Source organism: Streptomyces pinistramenti (genome assembly GCF_020564935.1).
GTDB classification, from domain to species: domain Bacteria; phylum Actinomycetota; class Actinomycetes; order Streptomycetales; family Streptomycetaceae; genus Streptomyces; species Streptomyces pinistramenti.
Genome location: NZ_JAJCXB010000017.1, coordinates 23430 through 39740, shown reverse-complemented (window position 1 = coordinate 39740; position 16311 = coordinate 23430). Strand labels below are relative to the sequence as shown.

General features: G+C 70.3%; 14 protein-coding genes. 8 read left to right on the top strand and 6 right to left on the bottom strand.

All coding sequences use genetic code 11. From position 1 onward, the window contains the following. Positions 1 to 231: 231 nt before the first annotated feature. From dcd to LIU39_RS14515, 3 genes are all read left to right on the top strand, one after another. The gene (gene dcd / locus LIU39_RS14525) at positions 232 to 807 is read left to right on the top strand and encodes a dCTP deaminase (protein WP_227047122.1); all 576 of its coding nucleotides are present in this window, start codon (positions 232 to 234) and stop codon (positions 805 to 807) included. 123 nt (positions 808 to 930) lie between these two features. After that, positions 931 to 1428, top strand: a complete 498-nt coding sequence (locus tag LIU39_RS14520; RefSeq protein ID WP_227047121.1) for a phosphoribosyltransferase — start codon at positions 931 to 933, stop codon at positions 1426 to 1428. A 154-nt stretch (positions 1429 to 1582) separates the two neighbouring features. Then, a complete protein-coding gene (locus LIU39_RS14515; protein WP_227047120.1) occupies positions 1583 to 3154 on the top strand; it encodes a ricin-type beta-trefoil lectin domain protein in 1572 nt (523 codons plus the stop codon). A 74-nt stretch (positions 3155 to 3228) separates the two neighbouring features. Here the strand turns inward: LIU39_RS14515 and LIU39_RS14510 are convergent, their stop codons facing one another. From LIU39_RS14510 to LIU39_RS14500, 3 genes are all read right to left on the bottom strand, one after another. After that, positions 3229 to 4164, bottom strand: coding sequence for a Yip1 family protein (locus tag LIU39_RS14510; RefSeq protein WP_227047119.1), 936 nt, complete (start codon positions 4162 to 4164; stop codon positions 3229 to 3231). 143 nt (positions 4165 to 4307) lie between these two features. Further along, the gene (locus LIU39_RS14505) at positions 4308 to 4775 is read right to left on the bottom strand and encodes a GNAT family N-acetyltransferase (RefSeq protein WP_227047118.1); all 468 of its coding nucleotides are present in this window, start codon (positions 4773 to 4775) and stop codon (positions 4308 to 4310) included. 157 nt (positions 4776 to 4932) lie between these two features. Continuing rightward, positions 4933 to 7215 carry a (Fe-S)-binding protein gene (locus LIU39_RS14500; protein ID WP_227047117.1) on the bottom strand — a complete coding sequence of 761 codons (2283 nt, stop codon included), beginning with the start codon at positions 7213 to 7215 and terminating at the stop codon, positions 4933 to 4935. A 333-nt stretch (positions 7216 to 7548) separates the two neighbouring features. Here LIU39_RS14500 and dnaK point away from each other — a divergent pair, with 333 nt between their 5' ends. The 4 genes from dnaK to LIU39_RS14480 are packed head-to-tail and all read left to right on the top strand — an operon-like array spanning position 7549 to position 11766. Next, entirely contained in the window at positions 7549 to 9405 is a 1857-nt protein-coding gene (gene dnaK / locus LIU39_RS14495; RefSeq protein WP_227047116.1) for a molecular chaperone DnaK, read from the top strand. Further along, complete coding sequence (grpE, locus tag LIU39_RS14490; RefSeq protein WP_227047115.1) at positions 9402 to 10079, top strand: nucleotide exchange factor GrpE; 678 nt, start codon at positions 9402 to 9404, stop codon at positions 10077 to 10079. Before dnaK ends, grpE begins: the two co-directional genes overlap by 4 nt. Before the next feature lie 45 nt (positions 10080 to 10124). Further along, positions 10125 to 11312, top strand: coding sequence for a molecular chaperone DnaJ (gene dnaJ / locus LIU39_RS14485; protein ID WP_227047114.1), 1188 nt, complete (start codon positions 10125 to 10127; stop codon positions 11310 to 11312). Between the two features lies 1 nt (position 11313). Continuing rightward, complete coding sequence (locus LIU39_RS14480; RefSeq protein WP_227047113.1) at positions 11314 to 11766, top strand: heat shock protein transcriptional repressor HspR; 453 nt, start codon at positions 11314 to 11316, stop codon at positions 11764 to 11766. 74 nt (positions 11767 to 11840) lie between these two features. Here the strand turns inward: LIU39_RS14480 and LIU39_RS14475 are convergent, their stop codons facing one another. From LIU39_RS14475 to LIU39_RS14465, 3 genes are read right to left on the bottom strand one after another with little or no spacing between them, the layout of a single operon-like run. Then, positions 11841 to 12245: a hypothetical protein gene (locus tag LIU39_RS14475; RefSeq protein ID WP_227047112.1), complete on the bottom strand. Its 405-nt coding sequence runs from the start codon at positions 12243 to 12245 to the stop codon at positions 11841 to 11843. Between the two features lie 59 nt (positions 12246 to 12304). Then, entirely contained in the window at positions 12305 to 12709 is a 405-nt protein-coding gene (locus LIU39_RS14470) for a TIGR03618 family F420-dependent PPOX class oxidoreductase (protein ID WP_227047111.1), read from the bottom strand. Positions 12710 to 12758: 49 nt separating this feature from the next. Then, positions 12759 to 13331, bottom strand: coding sequence for a Uma2 family endonuclease (locus tag LIU39_RS14465; protein ID WP_227047110.1), 573 nt, complete (start codon positions 13329 to 13331; stop codon positions 12759 to 12761). Between the two features lie 238 nt (positions 13332 to 13569). Between LIU39_RS14465 and clpB the strand changes: the two genes are divergently transcribed. Continuing rightward, on the top strand, positions 13570 to 16221 hold the full coding sequence (gene clpB / locus LIU39_RS14460) for an ATP-dependent chaperone ClpB (protein ID WP_227047109.1): 2652 nt from the start codon (positions 13570 to 13572) through the stop codon (positions 16219 to 16221). Positions 16222 to 16311: the final 90 nt, after the last annotated feature.

The window sequence follows — 16311 nt, the reverse complement described above, 5'->3', positions numbered from 1 at the left end:
GGTGCCCGCGCTGTGCTCGGCTGCGTAACGCGGTACCGGTGGAGTACGCGAAGCGGTAGTTCCACAGGCCGTGTGCGGCCGGCGGTCGCCGGTGGCGGCATGCGGCCGGTAGGCAGCGGAAGCAGGAGTGGCGGGCGAGGGCCCGGTCCCGGTGGGGCCGGGCCCTCGCTGTGTGTGGCGGCGGGGCCGTGCCGTGCGTCGTGGTGGGGGCGGGCGCGTATCCTCGTCCCCGTGCTTCTCTCAGACAAGGACATCCGGGCCGAGATCGACGCCGGTCGGGTGCGCATCGACCCCTACGACGAGTCGATGGTGCAGCCGTCCAGCATTGACGTGCGTCTCGACCGCTACTTCCGGGTGTTCGAGAACCACCGCTATCCCCACATCGACCCCGCCGTGGAGCAGGCCGACCTGACGCGTGAGGTCGTGCCGGAGGGGGACGAGGCGTTCATCCTGCATCCCGGTGAGTTCGTGCTGGCCTCGACGTACGAGGTCATCACGCTGCCGGACGATCTGGCCTCCCGGCTCGAAGGGAAGAGCTCGCTGGGGCGGCTGGGGCTGCTGACGCATTCGACCGCCGGGTTCATCGACCCCGGGTTCAGCGGGCACGTGACGCTTGAGCTGAGCAATGTCGCGACGCTGCCGATCAAGCTGTGGCCGGGCATGAAGATCGGGCAGCTGTGCATGTTCCGGCTGACCTCGCCCGCCGAACACCCCTACGGGTCGGCCCATTACGGCTCCCGCTACCAGGGCCAGCGCGGGCCGACGCCGTCGCGGTCCTTCAAGAATTTCCACCGTACTCAGGTGTGAAGGCACGCCCGGCCGGTGTGAGCGTGCCGTCGGGCGTGGGCGTATGGCGTGTGGGTGGCGGGGCAGCGGCCCCGGGGCGCGGCGCGCACAGGGCGTAAGAGACAGAAGGTCTGAGAGAGATACGTGAGTGACGTACGGGAGAACCTGACGTACGAGCGGTTCGGCGGGGCGATCCGCGAGCTGGCGCAGACGATCGCCGATGACGGGTACGAGCCCGACGTCGTGCTGTCGATCGCGCGCGGCGGCGTGTTCGTCGCGGGCGGGCTGGCGTACGCGCTGGACTGCAAGAACATCCACCTGGTGAATGTGGAGTTCTACACGGGTGTCGGGACGACGCTGGAGATGCCGGTGATGCTGGCGCCGGTGCCGAACGCGATCGACTTCTCGCAGAAGAAGGTACTGATCGCCGACGACGTGGCGGACACCGGCAAGACGCTGAAGCTGGTGCACGACTTCTGCCAGGGGACCGTGGCCGAGGTCCGCAGCGCGGTGATCTATGAGAAGTCGCACTCGCTGGTGAAGTGCGAGTACGTGTGGAAGCGCACGGATGAGTGGATCAACTTTCCGTGGAGTGTGGAGCCGCCGGTCGTCCGCAGGGACAACCAAGTGCTCGACGCCTGACGGGAGTTGGGAGGGGAAGGGCGGGGCTTTCCGGCGCCCGCCCCGTCCCCCCGCGCCCCGCCCGCGCCTTTCGGCCAATACCGCTCCGGGTGTTCCGCCGGTGTCTACCTCCGAGTAGAAACCGGCGGTAACAGCAGACCGGAGGGGAGACCCCATGGCGCGTGCGAGATCGGTGAGGCCCAGGCGGCGTACGGGGCGGCGGCTGGCGGCCGTTGTGGCGGCGCTGACCGTGGTGTTCGGCGGGGTCGGCGGGGCGGGTGCGGCCTCCGCGGCGGCGACTGCGGCGCCGGCTGCGACGGCGGTGAATCCCGGAGGTGCCGCGCCCCTGGCACCGGCGGTGGAGGCGGTCCGCGCGCGGCAGGCCACCGGCCTGTACGGCGACCCGGCCGTGCGGCCGCTCGATGAGCGCAAGACCTCGCTGATCTCGCTCGGTGACAGCGAGATCTCCGGCGAGGGGGTGGGCACCTACGAGCCGGGCACCGACGGGCCCGACAACTGGTGTCACCGGTCGCCCGACGCGGCGATCCACCGGACCGGCATCGCGGCGGACGTCACGTACAACGCCGCCTGCTCCGGCGCGTACAGCGGCAACATCGTGATCGGGGGCGCCAAGCAGTACCCCGATGAGCTGGTGCAGAGCGACAGTCTGGCGGTCGCGGCGCGCAACACCCGGCTGAAGATGATCGTGCTGATGGTGGGCGCCAACGACGACCTGCAGTTCGGACCGGTGATGACGGACTGCGTCACGCGCTGGTTCCTGCTCCAGGGCACCTGCGAGCCGAAGTACCAGCCGGGCTGGCAGGCGCGGGTCGACGGTCTTGTGCCCAAGGTCGAGCGGACGGTCGGCGACCTGCGGACGGTGATGCGCGACGCGGGGTACGGCGACGGCGACTACCGGCTGGTGGTCATGTCGTATCCGAGTCCGATCGGGCCCGACGTGAAGGACAATCCGCACTATCCGGGCAAGTTGCCTGGCGGTTGCACCGGTTACACCTCCGACGCGGCCTGGGGGCGGAACACCGCGGTCCCGGGGTTCGAGCGCGGAGTGCGCAAGGCCGCGGTGAGCGCAGGCGCGACATACCTCGACACCTCGCGGCTGTTCCACGGGCACGAGGTGTGCATGGAGGACACCTGGGCGCGCGGCCTGTACGTGAACGTCGCCAACCCCTTCCCGCCGGACGCCAATTCGGTGCGGCAGTCCTTCCACCCCAACGCCCGCGGCCACGCCGCCTTCGCGTCCTGCCTGACCCAGCTCTACGACGCGGGGCTGCGCGAGGCGTCCTGCGCCGACCCGGCGAGCACCGGGAAGCCCAAGCTGTACCCGGGGGCCTGGGACGACGCCTTCCGGCCGCTGCGGAACGCCGGCACCGGCAGCTGCCTGGACGCGACCGGCGGCGCCAGCGGCAACGGCACGGCCGTCGGCGGCTGGGACTGCAACGGGCAGCGCAATCAGGACTGGTGGCACGACCCCCAGCAGCGCTCGCTGCACGTCGGGCTGACCCACGACCGCTGCCTCGACGTGCCCGGAGGGCGGTACGAGCCGGGGGCCGCGCTGGTGCTGTGGAACTGCTCGGGGGCGGCGAACCAGCAGTTCACGGCGGGCGCCGGAGGGTCGTACCGGCCGGCCGGCGCACCCTCGCTGTGCCTGGCGCTCGGCGCCGCGAAGGACCCGCTGCGGCTCCAGCGCTGCGACGGGTCGGCGGCGCAGCGGTTCGGGGAGGCGTAGGCGCGTACGAGAAGGCCCAGGGCCCCGCTCCGGGAAGGGGAGCGGGGCCCTGGGCCGTACGTGTGGGGTGGCGGTTACAGCGTGCCGAGCTTCACCAGGGCGAGCAGGGCGATCAGCTGGATGGCGCTGGCGCCCAGCGCCTTGGGCCACGGCAGGTCGTGCGACTTGCTCACCATCGAGGTGAGGAGGTAACCGGAGGCGAGCCAGGTCAGCCAGCCCAGGACCGTGACGAGCGGGCTGTCGCCGCCGAGGAACATCGCGAACAGCAGCCGGGGCGCGTCCGAGATCGTCATGATCAGCATGGACAGGCCGACGGTCGGGGCCCAGGCGCCGTCGCCGCCGAGCTGGCGGGCGAGGGTGTGGGTGACCGCGCCGAGGATCAGGCTGCCGATGATGAACATCACGGCGGTGATCAGCACCCAGGGGATGCTCTGGCCGAAGGTGGAGTTGAGCACGTCCTCGCGGGCCTTGTCGAAGCCGAAGACCGCGAGCAGGCCGTAGAGGAACGTGACGATCAGCGCGGGGGCCCAGACCTGGTGGTCGCGCATCTGCCAGAACGTGGCGGTGGGGCGCAGCACGATGCCGGGCAGCAGCTGCTTCCAGTGCAGCCGGGGGCCGGCCGGTGCGGTGGTCTGGCCTGCGCGGTAGACGCCGCCGTCGGCGTAGCCGTCGTCGGGGCCCTGGCCGGGCGCGGCGCCGTACGGCTCGGCGTAGGCGTCCGGGGCCTCGCCCATGCTGAACTGCTGGGTGTGGCCCGGGTTGTTGTCGGCGGTGTACGGCGCGTACGACTGCGCCGGCTGGTAGCCGCCGTCGCCGAAGTACTCCGGTTCGCCGTGGCCGCCCGGCTGCCCCTGCGGCGGGCCGCCGTACTGCGGCTGCGGCGGCTGCTGCTGCCACTGGCCATGCGGAGGCGGGGGCTGCTGCCCGTACGGTCCTTGCTGTCCGTGCGGTGCCTGCTGCCCCTGCTGCTGCCCGTCCTGCGCGGAGCGGGGATCCCGTCCGCGACCCATCCTGAATCCAGCCACTCATCGAACGTACCTGCTTCGCGCGGCCCCCGGTGACGGCGTGGGTCCGCCGGAGGGGCTTTGCTGCCGAGCTGTGACATCCCCTAGGGGGAACCGGACAGCGCGACCTGCGGAAACCGGCCAGGCCCCTACGGGGTCCACCCCAGGGTCAGCTCGGGCAGGCCCTCCATGGTGCTGCTGCCGTCCCCGGTGGCGACGACGGTGAAGCCGTGGCGCGCGTAGAAGGCGCGGGCGGCGGTGTTGCGCGCGAAGACGTGCAGGGTGAGGCCGTCGGGGCGGTGTGTGCGGGCCGCGTCGAGGAGCAGGCCGCCGGTGCCGGTGCGGAGCGCGTCGGGGCGGACGTAGAGGTGTTCCAGCAGGTCATCGCGGACGGCGGCGTAGCCGATGAGGTCCGGGCCGCGGGTGGCCACCCAGGTGGTGCAGGTGGTGAACAGCGTCTCGCGGGCCCAGCGGGTGACGGCGGCGTGGTCGCGGCGCTGGGGCGGGAGGTAGGGCATGGTGGCGCGGCGCGATTCACGGTGGACGTGCGCGATCTGCGGTGCGTCGGCCGTGGTGGCGGGGCGTATCAGGGGGAGCGGGGCGGCGGGGCGGTCCATGGCGGCATGGTCGCGGAGCCGGGCGCCGTCGGGCAGGCAATTCCCTTGGGGAGGGCGGCAGTTGGCGACCGGGGGCCGGATGCGCAACGGCCACGGCCGGTCCCGCGCTGGGCGGGACCGGCCGTGGCCTGACGGGTGCCGGAGGTGCTCCGTGGTGTCACTTCACAGGTTCGGGCTCCGGTGCGTCCTCGGCAGCGGGCTCGCCGTCCGGGTCGGCGGGGGTCCTGACGGAGTCCAGCAGGAGCTGGGCGACGTCGACGACCTGGATGGATTCCTTCGCCTTGCCGTCGTTCTTCTTGCCGTTGACGGAGTCGGTGAGCATGACGAGGCAGAAGGGGCAGGCGGTGGAGACGATGTCCGGGTTGAGGGACAGCGCCTCGTCGACCCGCTCGTTGTTGATCCGCTTGCCGATGCGCTCTTCCATCCACATCCGGGCGCCGCCCGCGCCGCAGCAGAAGCCGCGCTCCTTGTGGCGGTGCATCTCCTCGTTCCGCAGGCCGGGCACCTTGGCGATGATCTCGCGCGGCGGTGTGTAGACCTTGTTGTGGCGGCCGAGGTAGCAGGGGTCGTGGTACGTGATCAGGCCCTCTACGGGGGTGACCGGCACCAGCTTGCCCTCGTCGATGAGGTGCTGGAGCAGCTGGGTGTGGTGGATGACCTCGAATTCGCCGCCCAGCTGCGGGTATTCGTTGGCGATGGTGTTGAAGCAGTGCGGGCAGGTCGCGACGATCTTCTTGGCCGACCTGGGCTTCTTCGTCGACTCGTCCACCTCGCCCTCCTCGTTGAGGGACTCGCCGAATGCCGCGTTCAGCGTCGCGACGTTCTCGGCGCCGAGCTGCTGGAAGAGGAACTCGTTGCCCAGGCGGCGCGGCGAGTCACCGGTGCACTTCTCGTCGCCGCCCATGATCGCGAACTTGACGCCGGCGATGTGCAGCAGCTCGGCGAACGCCTTGGTGGTCTTCTTGGCGCGGTCCTCCAGGGCACCGGCGCAGCCGACCCAGTAGAGGTACTCGACCTCGGTCAGGTCCTCGACGTCCTTGCCGACGACCGGGACCTCGAAGTCGACCTCCTTCGTCCAGGCCAGACGCTGCTTCTTGGCCAGGCCCCAGGGATTGCCCTTCTTCTCCAGGTTCTTGAGCATCGTGCCCGCCTCGGACGGGAACGAGGACTCGATCATGACCTGGTAGCGGCGCATGTCGACGATGTGGTCGATGTGCTCGATGTCGACCGGGCACTGCTCGACGCAGGCGCCGCAGGTGGTGCAGGACCACAGGACGTCCGGGTCGATGACGCCGCCCTCTTCGAGCGTGCCGATCAGCGGGCGCTCGGCCTCGGCCAGCGCCGCGGCCGGCACGTCGGCGAGCTGTTCGGCGGTGGCCTTCTCGTTGCCCTCTTCGTCCTTGCCGCCGCCCGCCAGGAGGTAGGGCGCCTTGGCGTGCGAGTGGTCGCGCAGCGCCATGATCAGCAGCTTCGGGGAGAGCGGCTTGCCGGTGTTCCAGGCGGGGCACTGGGACTGGCAGCGGCCGCACTCGGTGCAGGTGGAGAAGTCGAGGATGCCCTTCCAGGAGAAGTGCTCGATCTGCGAGACGCCGAACTGGTCGTCCTCGCCCGGGTCCTCGAAGTCGATCGGCTTGCCCGCGCTGGTCATCGGCTTCAGCTCGCCGAGCGCGACGTCGCCGTCCGCCTCGCGCTTGAACCAGATGTTGGGGAAGGCGAGGAAACGGTGCCAGGCCACGCCCATGTCGGTCTTGAGCGCGACCGTGATCATCCAGATGAAGGACGTCGCGATCTTGAGGCCGGCGAAGAAGTAGGTGAGGTTCTGCAGCGTGGCGACGTCCATGCCCCGCAGCCACGCGACCACCGGGTACGAGAGGAAGAACGACGCCTCGTAGCTGTCCACGTGGTGCTGGGCGCCTTCGAGCGCGTGCAGCATGAAGATGCAGACGCCGACGATGAGGATGACGGCCTCGACGAAGTACGCCTGGCCGAAATTGGAGCCCGCGAAGCGGGACTTGCGGCCGGCCTTGCCGGGCTTGCTGAGCTGCCGGATGACGATCAGGGCCAGGATGCCGAGGACCGTCATCGTGCCGATGAACTCGACGAAGACGTTGTAGGGCGCCCATTCGCCGATGACCGGCAGCAGCCAGTCGGACGTGAAGAGCTGGCCGATGGCGTTGACGATCGTCAGCAGCAGCGAGAAGAAGCCCACCGCCACGAACCAGTGCGCCACACCGACGACGCCCCAGCGGTTCATGCGGGTGTGGCCGAGGAATTCCTTGGCCACGGTGACGGTGCGTTGCACGGGTTCGTCGGTGCGGGTGCCGGCCGGTACGGGCTGGCCGAGCCGTACGAACCGGTAGATCTGCACGAGGGCACGGCCGAACAGCGCGACGCCGACCGCGATGAGGACCAGCGACACGAGGATCGCGGCGAGTTGCATTTGGGGGCTCCTCGAACCTGCGAGAGCGGAAATCTGAGCGGGACTACTAAGCGGTAACTTTTCAGGTCTGCGCTGAGGTTACCCAGTATCCGCGAGCCCATGAAGCCGCCCGGCCGGTGATCTGCGTCGCCCAGGCAACCCTGCGCGGTCGTCCCGGCGTTCCCGGTCGACCGGGATTCGGCCGGCATTCGACCGGGACGCCATGATGGAAAGCCCTGGTGACGATAAGCGCGACATAAAAGTTGAGCGGGTCCGACTCAGGTCTGTTGACAGGTTCGGATCCCGTGTTGCACTCTTGAGCCTGTTCCACTCAAGTCAGCTGGAGGAATCGAAATGGCACGTGCGGTCGGCATCGACCTGGGCACGACGAACTCCGTCGTCAGTGTTCTCGAAGGCGGTGAGCCCACCGTCATCACCAACGCCGAGGGCGCCAGGACCACGCCGTCCGTTGTCGCCTTCGCCAAGAACGGCGAGGTGCTGGTCGGCGAGGTCGCGAAGCGCCAGGCGGTCACCAACGTCGACAGGACCATCCGGTCGGTCAAGCGCCACATGGGCACCGACTGGAACATCGACATCGACGGCAAGAGCTTCAACCCGCAGCAGATGAGCGCCTTCATCCTGCAGAAGCTCAAGCGTGACGCCGAGGCGTACCTGGGCGAGAAGGTCGTGGACGCGGTAGTCACCGTCCCGGCCTACTTCAACGACTCCGAGCGCCAGGCCACCAAGGAGGCCGGTGAGATCGCGGGTCTGAACGTCCTGCGCATCGTCAACGAGCCCACCGCGGCGGCGCTGGCCTACGGCCTGGAGAAGGAAGACCAGACGATTCTGGTCTTCGACCTCGGTGGCGGCACCTTCGACGTCTCGCTGCTGGAGATCGGCGACGGCGTCGTCGAGGTGAAGGCCACCAACGGTGACAACCACCTCGGTGGTGACGACTGGGACCAGCGCGTCGTCGACTACCTGGTCAAGCAGTTCCAGAACGGCCACGGCGTCGACCTGGCCAAGGACAAGATGGCGCTCCAGCGCCTGCGCGAGGCCGCCGAGAAGGCGAAGATCGAGCTGTCGTCCTCCACCGAGACGACGATCAACCTTCCCTACATCACCGCCTCCGCCGAGGGCCCGCTGCACCTGGACGAGAAGCTCACGCGCTCGCAGTTCCAGCAGCTCACCTCGGACCTGCTCGACCGCTGCAAGACCCCGTTCCACAACGTCATCAAGGACGCGGGTATCAACCTGTCCGAGATCGACCACGTGGTCCTGGTCGGCGGCTCGACCCGCATGCCGGCCGTCGCCGAGCTGGTCAAGGAGCTGACCGGCGGCAAGGACGCCAACAAGGGCGTCAACCCGGACGAGGTCGTCGCCATCGGCGCCACCCTCCAGGCCGGTGTCCTCAAGGGTGAGGTCAAGGACGTCCTCCTGCTGGACGTCACCCCGCTGTCGCTTGGTATCGAGACCAAGGGCGGCATCATGACCAAGCTCATCGAGCGGAACACGACGATCCCGACCAAGCGGTCCGAGATCTTCACCACCGCCGAGGACAACCAGCCCTCCGTGCAGATCCAGGTCTACCAGGGCGAGCGCGAGATCGCGGCGTACAACAAGAAGCTCGGGATGTTCGAGCTGACCGGTCTGCCGCCGGCCCCGCGTGGCGTCCCGCAGATCGAGGTCTCCTTCGACATCGACGCCAACGGCATCATGCACGTGACCGCGAAGGACCTGGGCACGGGCAAGGAGCAGAAGATGACCGTCACCGGCGGCTCCTCGCTGCCGAAGGACGAGGTCGACCGCATGCGCCAGGAGGCGGAGCAGTACGCGGACGAGGACACCAAGCGCCGCGAGGCCGCGGAGTCCCGTAACCAGGGCGAGCAGCTCGTCTACCAGACGGAGAAGTTCCTCAAGGACAACGAGGAGAAGGTCCCCGCCGAGGTCAAGACCGAGGTCGAGGCCGCCGTCGGCGAGCTGAAGGAAAAGCTCAAGGGCGAGGACACCGCCGAGATCCGCACCGCCACCGAGAAGGTCGCCGCCGTCTCGCAGAAGCTGGGCCAGGCCATGTACGCCGACGCCCAGGCCGCGGGCGGTGCCGAGGGTGCTGCGGGCGCCGCGGGTGCCGAGCAGGCCAAGGCCGAGGACGATGTCGTGGACGCCGAGATCGTCGACGACGAGAAGCCGAAGAAGGATGGTGCCGCGTGACGGAGGAGACCCCGGGCTTCGAAGAGAAGCCCGACGTCCCCTCCGGCACCGAGTCCGCAGGAAACCCTGACGACGCGGCGCAGCGTGCCGAGTCCGCCGACAAGGCGGGCTCGGCCCCGGCCGGGGACGACAAGCCCGACACATCCGACATCGCGCTCACGGCGCAGCTGGACCAGGTGCGTACGGCGCTCAACGAGCGCACCGCGGACCTCCAGCGGCTCCAGGCGGAGTACCAGAACTACCGCCGCCGGGTCGAGCGGGACCGGGTCACGGTCAAGGAGATCGCCGCGGCGAACCTCCTGTCCGAGCTCCTTCCCGTCCTCGACGACGTGGGCCGCGCCCGCGAGCACGGCGAACTGGTCGGCGGCTTCAAGTCGGTGGCCGAATCGCTGGAGACCGTGGTCGCCAAGCTGGGCCTCCAGCAGTTCGGCAAGGAGGGCGAGCCCTTCGACCCGACGATCCACGAAGCCCTGATGCATTCGTACGCGCCGGACGTCACGGAGACGACGTGCGTGGCGATCCTGCAGCCCGGGTATCGCATCGGTGAACGAACGATCCGCCCCGCGCGGGTCGCCGTCGCCGAGCCGCAGCCGGGCGCCCAGGGCACCAAGTCCGCCTCCGAAGAGGACGCCAAGCCTTCGGACGAGGAAAACGGTGGCCCGGACGAGGGCTGACGTGCGGACGCAAGAGAAGAAGACGCGGAAGGAGGGACGTCGGGGATGAGCACCAAGGACTTCGTCGAGAAGGACTACTACAAGGTCCTCGGCGTCCCGAAGGACGCCACCGACGCCGAGATCAAGAAGGCGTACCGCAAGCTCGCCCGGGAGAACCATCCGGACGCGAACACCGGTGACGCCAGGGCCGAGGAGCGCTTCAAGGAGATCTCCGAGGCGAACGACATCCTCGGCGACCCCAAGCGCCGCAAGGAGTACGACGAGGCGCGGGCGCTGTTCGGCAACGGCGGCTACCGGCCGGGCCCCGGCGCGGGCGGCGGCAGCTTCAACTTCGACCTGGGCGACCTCTTCGGCGGCTCGCAGGGCCAGGGACAAGGGCAGGGCGGCGGCGCCGGCGGCTTCGGCGGCGGGCTCGGGGACGTCTTCGGCGGCCTCTTCAACCGCGGCGGCGCCGGGACGCGTACCCAGCCGCGCCGCGGCCAGGACGTCGAGTCCGAGGTGACGCTCAGCTTCACCGAGGCGGTGGACGGGGCCACGGTCCCGCTGCGGATGTCCAGCCAGGCGCCGTGCAAGGCGTGCTCGGGTACCGGCGACAAAAACGGTACGCCGCGGGTCTGCCCGACCTGCGTCGGCACCGGGCAGGTCAGCCGGGGCGCGGGCGGCGGCTTCTCGCTCACCGATCCGTGCGCCGACTGCAAGGGCCGGGGCCTGATCGCCCAGGACCCGTGCGAGGTCTGCAAGGGCAGCGGCCGGGCGACGAGCGCGCGCACGATGCAGGTCCGCATCCCGGCCGGGGTGTCCGACGGGCAGCGCATCCGGCTGCGCGGCAAGGGCACTCCCGGTGAACAGGGCGGCCCGGCGGGCGACCTGTACGTCGTGGTCCACGTCGACAGTCACCCCGTCTTCGGCCGCAAGGGCGACAACCTCACCGTCACGGTGCCGGTGACCTTCCCGGAGGCCGCACTCGGCGGCGAGGTGCGGGTGCCGACGCTGGGCGGCCCGCCGGTGACGCTGAAGATCGCGCCCGGCACTCCCAACGGACGCACCATGCGGGCCCGGGGCAAGGGCGCGGCCCGCAAGGACGGCACCCGCGGTGACCTCCTGGTCACCATAGAGGTGGTCGTTCCCCAGGAACTCGGCGACAAGGCGAAGGAGTCGCTGGAGACCTATCGCGAGGCGACCGCGGGAGAGGATCCGCGGGCAGAGCTGTTCCAGGCCGCGAAGGGAGCTTGAGATGGACAGCCGGGGCGGGCATCGTCGGAACCCGTATGAACTGACCGAAGATTCGCCGGTGTACGTCATCTCCGTCGCGGCTCAGCTCTCCGGCCTGCATCCGCAGACCCTGCGGCAGTACGACCGGCTGGGCCTGGTCTCGCCCGACCGCACGGCCGGGCGGGGCCGCCGCTATTCCGCCCGGGACATCGAACTGCTCCGCACGGTGCAGCAGTTGTCCCAGGACGAGGGCATCAACCTCGCCGGCATCAAGCGCATCATCGAGCTGGAGAACCAGGTCGCCGCGCTCCAGCAGCGGGTCGCCGAACTCCAGGGCGCCCTGGAGGGCGCGGCCAGCGCGATGCAGCAGCGCGAGGCGGCGGTGCACGCCTCCTACCGCCGCGACCTGGTGCCGTACCAAGACGTGCAGCAGACCAGCGCGCTGGTGGTGTGGCGCCCCAAGCGCGGCGAGTAGCCGCATCCGTCCGCGAGTGGGAAGGGCCGGGGCGACCCGGCCCTTTCGCTTGCCCGCGGCCCGTCGGGGTCTGCTCAGCAGCCGTTGTAGCCCGCCGTCGGCATCGACAGCCTGCGATGCACGCGCGACTTCATCGCCGGGGTGTAGACCGGCTCGTCGAGGTCGGCGGTCGCCAGCCGCACGCCGGCCGCCGCGCACCGCTCGGTGAAGGCGTCGGCGTCGTCGACGGCGTGCTCCAGCGCCCTGCGGTGCGGCGTCACGAACACGTCGACGAGCCCCTGCTCCACGTCGCGCCACAGCACCGCGTGGCCGGCGCGCAGCCGGTGCAGGCTGAGCCGGCAGGTCAGGTGGAAGTCACGGGCCGCCGCCCACCGGCCGCACATCTCGTGCTGGCCGCGGTCGTCGACCAGGAAGGGTTCCTCGTCCAGCTCGGACAACGGCATCAGGCAGGCAATCGCCGTGACACGGACCGCGTTCATCGTGCCTCCGGGGCGTCGCGACGGTGGGGGCGACGATACTCCCGCCCCGGGCCCCTGGCTCAGGCGCGGCCGAGCGCCTTGGTCACCGCGATCTCGATCATGACCCGGTCGGGGTTGGGGCCCGGCGTCCGGCCGTAGCGCTCGGCGTACCGGTGGACGGCGTCCGCCACCGCGTCGGCGTCCGTCCGCACCCGCGCGATGCCCTCCAGCGTCGCCCAGCGGCCCCGGTCGACCTGGCACACCGCGACGCTCGCGCCGTCCGTACCCGCGGCCCGGACGTTCTTGACCTTGGTGCTGTCCTTACGGGTGATGATCCGCGCGATCCGCTCGCCCGCGTCGTAGGTGACGCCGACCGGGACGACGTGCGGGGTGCCGTCCGGACGCAGGGTGGTCAGCGTCGGCATGAAGTACTCGCCCCAGAAGGCGAGGTACTCGGGACTGAGGGCGGCGAGGTCGTGGGCCATGGGGGAAGGGTAATGGGGGCCGCGGGCCGCGGGGAGGCCGTCGGCGGGCTCACAGGAAGTCGCCGGTCTCCAGGTCGAAGGAGAAGGGGGCGGGGAGGGGGAGGAGCTTGCCGAAGAGCGCGGTACGGCTGGTCAGGTGGTCGCCTTCCTCCGGTTCGCTGAACAGGGTGGTCGCGGACTTGTCACGGTCCACGAGGAGGTGGAGCGGGAGGCCGGCGCGGGCGTAGCCGTGGCGTTTGGCGACGCGGTCCTTGGCCGGCTTGCTCGACGTCACCTCGACGACCATCGCGACGCCGTCGCTGGGCATCCAGGGGGGTGCTCCCCGGAAGAGGCGCAGCGCGCGGGGGGCGATGGTGGCGTCGGGAATCACGTGATCCGCGGGCTGGGATCCTGCGCTGGAGAGGATGAGCCCTTTGTGCCCCGAGAGTTGCATGGGCGTCGCGGACCGCAGCACCACCTGTTCGAAGACGGTGCTCAAGTAGTCCTCGTGGTCGCCGTCCGGCGGCGGTGTCACAACGATCTCCCCCTCGATGAGCTCGGCCCTGAAGCCGGTTGGCGTGTCCAGGGCGAGAAACCCTTCGAGGAGGATGTCCGTCTGCGTAGGCATGGGCTCGTGTGCCATAGCCGTCGTGCTGCACCTCCTTGTGCTGGAAGGCCAGCTTCGGCGGCGTCCGCCGGTGGCGGAGGTGGATCCGGCCCGGTTCACTCGCAGGTGTGGGCCCGCGCGGCCGGAAAGCGGGGATCCCGGCCCCGAAACAACCTTGAGTGGAATAGACTCAACTTATCGCACGTTGGTGTGAGCAGACCGGCCTCGGGTCGGCCCAGGATCACAGGACGAGTACGAGGAGGATCGCGCGAACGTGGACGCCGAGCTGACCAACAAGAGCCGGGAGGCGCTGAGCGCCGCCAACGAGCGGGCGGTCGCCGCCGGACATGCGGACATGATGTCCGCGCACCTGCTGCTCGCGCTCCTGGCGGGGCAGGCCGACAGCAATGCGAACATCACCGACCTGCTGGCCGCCGTCGGTGCGGACGCCGCCGCGCTGCGGTCCGGGGCCGAGCGCAGGCTCGCCGCGCTGCCCAGCGTGCAGGGCTCGACGGTCGCGCCGCCGCAGCCGGACCGCGAGCTGCTCGCCGTCATCGCGGACGCCGCGCAGCGCGCCAAGGAGCTGGGCGACGCCTACCTCTCCACCGAGCACCTGCTCATCGGCATGGCGGCCAAGGGCGGCGCCATCGGTGAGCTGCTGGAGCAGCAGGGCGCGTCCGCCAAGAAGCTGCTGGCGGCCTTCGAGGAGGCGCGCGACGGCCGCCGGGTCACCAACGCCGATCCGGAGGGCACGTACAAGGCGCTGGAGAAGTTCGGTACGGACCTCACGGCGGCGGCCCGCGACGGCAAGCTGGACCCGGTCATCGGCCGGGACCACGAGATCCGCCGCGTCGTGCAGGTGCTGTCCCGGCGGACGAAGAACAACCCGGTGCTGATCGGTGAGCCGGGTGTCGGCAAGACCGCGGTCGTCGAGGGCCTGGCCCAGCGCATCGTCAAGGGCGACGTGCCCGAGTCGCTGCGCAACAAGCGGCTGGTCGCGCTCGACCTGGGGGCGATGGTCGCCGGCGCGAAGTACCGCGGCGAGTTCGAGGAACGGCTCAAGACCGTCCTCGCCGAGATCAAGTCCAGCGAGGGCCAGGTCATCACCTTCATCGACGAGCTGCACACGGTCGTCGGCGCGGGCGCGGGCGGCGACTCGGCGATGGACGCGGGCAACATGCTCAAGCCGATGCTGGCCCGCGGCGAGCTGCGGATGGTCGGCGCGACCACCCTCGACGAGTACCGCGAGCGGATCGAGAAGGACCCGGCGCTGGAGCGGCGCTTCCAGCAGGTGCTGGTCGCCGAGCCGACCGTCGAGGACACGGTGGCCATCCTGCGCGGCCTCAAGGGGCGCTACGAGGCGCACCACAAGGTCGTCATCGCGGACTCCGCGCTGGTCGCCGCCGCCACCCTCTCCGACCGCTACATCACCTCCCGCTTCCTCCCCGACAAGGCCATCGACCTCGTCGACGAGGCCGCGTCCCGGCTGCGGATGGAGATCGACTCCTCGCCCGTCGAGATCGACGAACTCCAGAGGTCCGTTGACCGGCTGCGGATGGAGGAGCTGGCGCTCAAGAACGAGACCGACGCCGGTTCCGTCCAGCGGCTGGAGAAGCTGCGCAAGGACCTCGCCGACAAGGAGGAGGAGCTGCGCGGCCTGACCGCACGGTGGGAGAAGGAGAAGCAGGGCCTCAACCGCGTCGGTGAGCTGAAGGAGAAGCTGGACGAACTGCGCGGCCAGGCCGACCGCGCGCAGCGCGACGGCGACTTCGACACCGCGTCCAAGCTGCTCTACGGCGAGATCCCGGGCCTGGAGCGGGAGTTGGAGGCGGCCGCCGAGGCGGAGGCCGAGCAGGAGGCGAGCAAGGGCGGCGAGGGCGCCATGGCGCCGATGGTCAAGGAGGAGGTCGGTCCCGACGACATCGCGGACGTGGTCGGCGCCTGGACCGGCATCCCCGCGGGCCGTCTCCTGGAAGGCGAGACGCAGAAGCTGCTGCGCATGGAGGAGGAGCTGGGCAAGCGGCTGATCGGCCAGCGCGAGGCCGTACGGTCCGTGTCGGACGCGGTGCGCCGCACCCGCGCGGGCATCGCCGACCCGGACCGCCCCACCGGCTCGTTCCTCTTCCTCGGCCCGACCGGCGTCGGCAAGACCGAACTGGCCAAGGCGCTCGCCGACTTCCTCTTCGACGACGAGCGGGCGATGGTCCGCATCGACATGAGCGAGTACGGCGAGAAGCACTCCGTCGCCCGGCTGGTCGGCGCCCCGCCCGGCTACGTCGGCTACGAGGAGGGCGGCCAGCTCACCGAGTCGGTACGCCGCCGCCCGTACTCCGTGGTGCTCCTGGACGAGGTCGAGAAGGCCCACCACGAGGTCTTCGACGTCCTCCTCCAGGTGCTGGACGACGGCCGGCTCACCGACGGCCAGGGCCGCACGGTCGACTTCCGCAACACCATCCTCATCCTGACCTCCAACCTCGGCTCCAACTTCCTGATGGATCCGCTGCTCAAGGAGGACCAGAAGAAGGAGAAGGTCCTGGAGACCGTCCGCGGCTCCTTCCGCCCGGAGTTCCTCAACCGTCTCGACGACGTGGTGGTCTTCCACCCGCTCGGCACGGACCAGCTCCAGCGGATCGCCCGGATCCAGCTCGACCACCTCCAGGGCCGCCTCGCCGACCGCAGGCTGACACTGGACGTCACCGACCGGGCCCTGACCTGGCTCGCCTGGCTCGGCCGGGAACCGGTCGCCGGCGCCCCCGCACCGGACCTGTCCTACGGAGCCCGCCCGCTGCGCCGCCTGGTCCAGACGGCCATCGGCGACCAGCTGGCGCGCGCCATCCTGGCGGGCGAGGTGCTGGACGGCGACACGGTGCGGGTGGACGTCGACGGCGACCGCCTCTCCGTGGAGCCGGCCCGCGCGGCCGTCTGAGCGGCGCCACGCTCCGCCCCGCCCCGTCCGGCTTGCCAGGACGGGGCGGGGATGGCGGAGAATGGCGCAGACCATACGAAGGGAATTCCA

Bases quoted from the DNA above. Each gene is read 5' to 3' on its own strand.
- LIU39_RS14470 (WP_227047111.1), bottom strand. From the start codon at position 12,709: ATGGCCCACGACCTCGCCGCCCTCAGTCCCGAGTACCTCGCCTTCTGG.
- LIU39_RS14505 (WP_227047118.1), bottom strand. From the start codon at position 4,775: ATGGACCGCCCCGCCGCCCCGCTCCCCCTGATACGCCCCGCCACCACG.
- LIU39_RS14475 (WP_227047112.1), bottom strand. From the start codon at position 12,245: ATGAACGCGGTCCGTGTCACGGCGATTGCCTGCCTGATGCCGTTGTCC.
- dnaK (WP_227047116.1), top strand. From the start codon at position 7,549: ATGGCACGTGCGGTCGGCATCGACCTGGGCACGACGAACTCCGTCGTC.
- LIU39_RS14480 (WP_227047113.1), top strand. From the start codon at position 11,314: ATGGACAGCCGGGGCGGGCATCGTCGGAACCCGTATGAACTGACCGAA.
- LIU39_RS14515 (WP_227047120.1), top strand. From the start codon at position 1,583: ATGGCGCGTGCGAGATCGGTGAGGCCCAGGCGGCGTACGGGGCGGCGG.
- LIU39_RS14500 (WP_227047117.1), bottom strand. From the start codon at position 7,215: ATGCAACTCGCCGCGATCCTCGTGTCGCTGGTCCTCATCGCGGTCGGC.
- LIU39_RS14510 (WP_227047119.1), bottom strand. From the start codon at position 4,164: ATGGGTCGCGGACGGGATCCCCGCTCCGCGCAGGACGGGCAGCAGCAG.
- dnaJ (WP_227047114.1), top strand. From the start codon at position 10,125: ATGAGCACCAAGGACTTCGTCGAGAAGGACTACTACAAGGTCCTCGGC.
- LIU39_RS14465 (WP_227047110.1), bottom strand. From the start codon at position 13,331: ATGGCACACGAGCCCATGCCTACGCAGACGGACATCCTCCTCGAAGGG.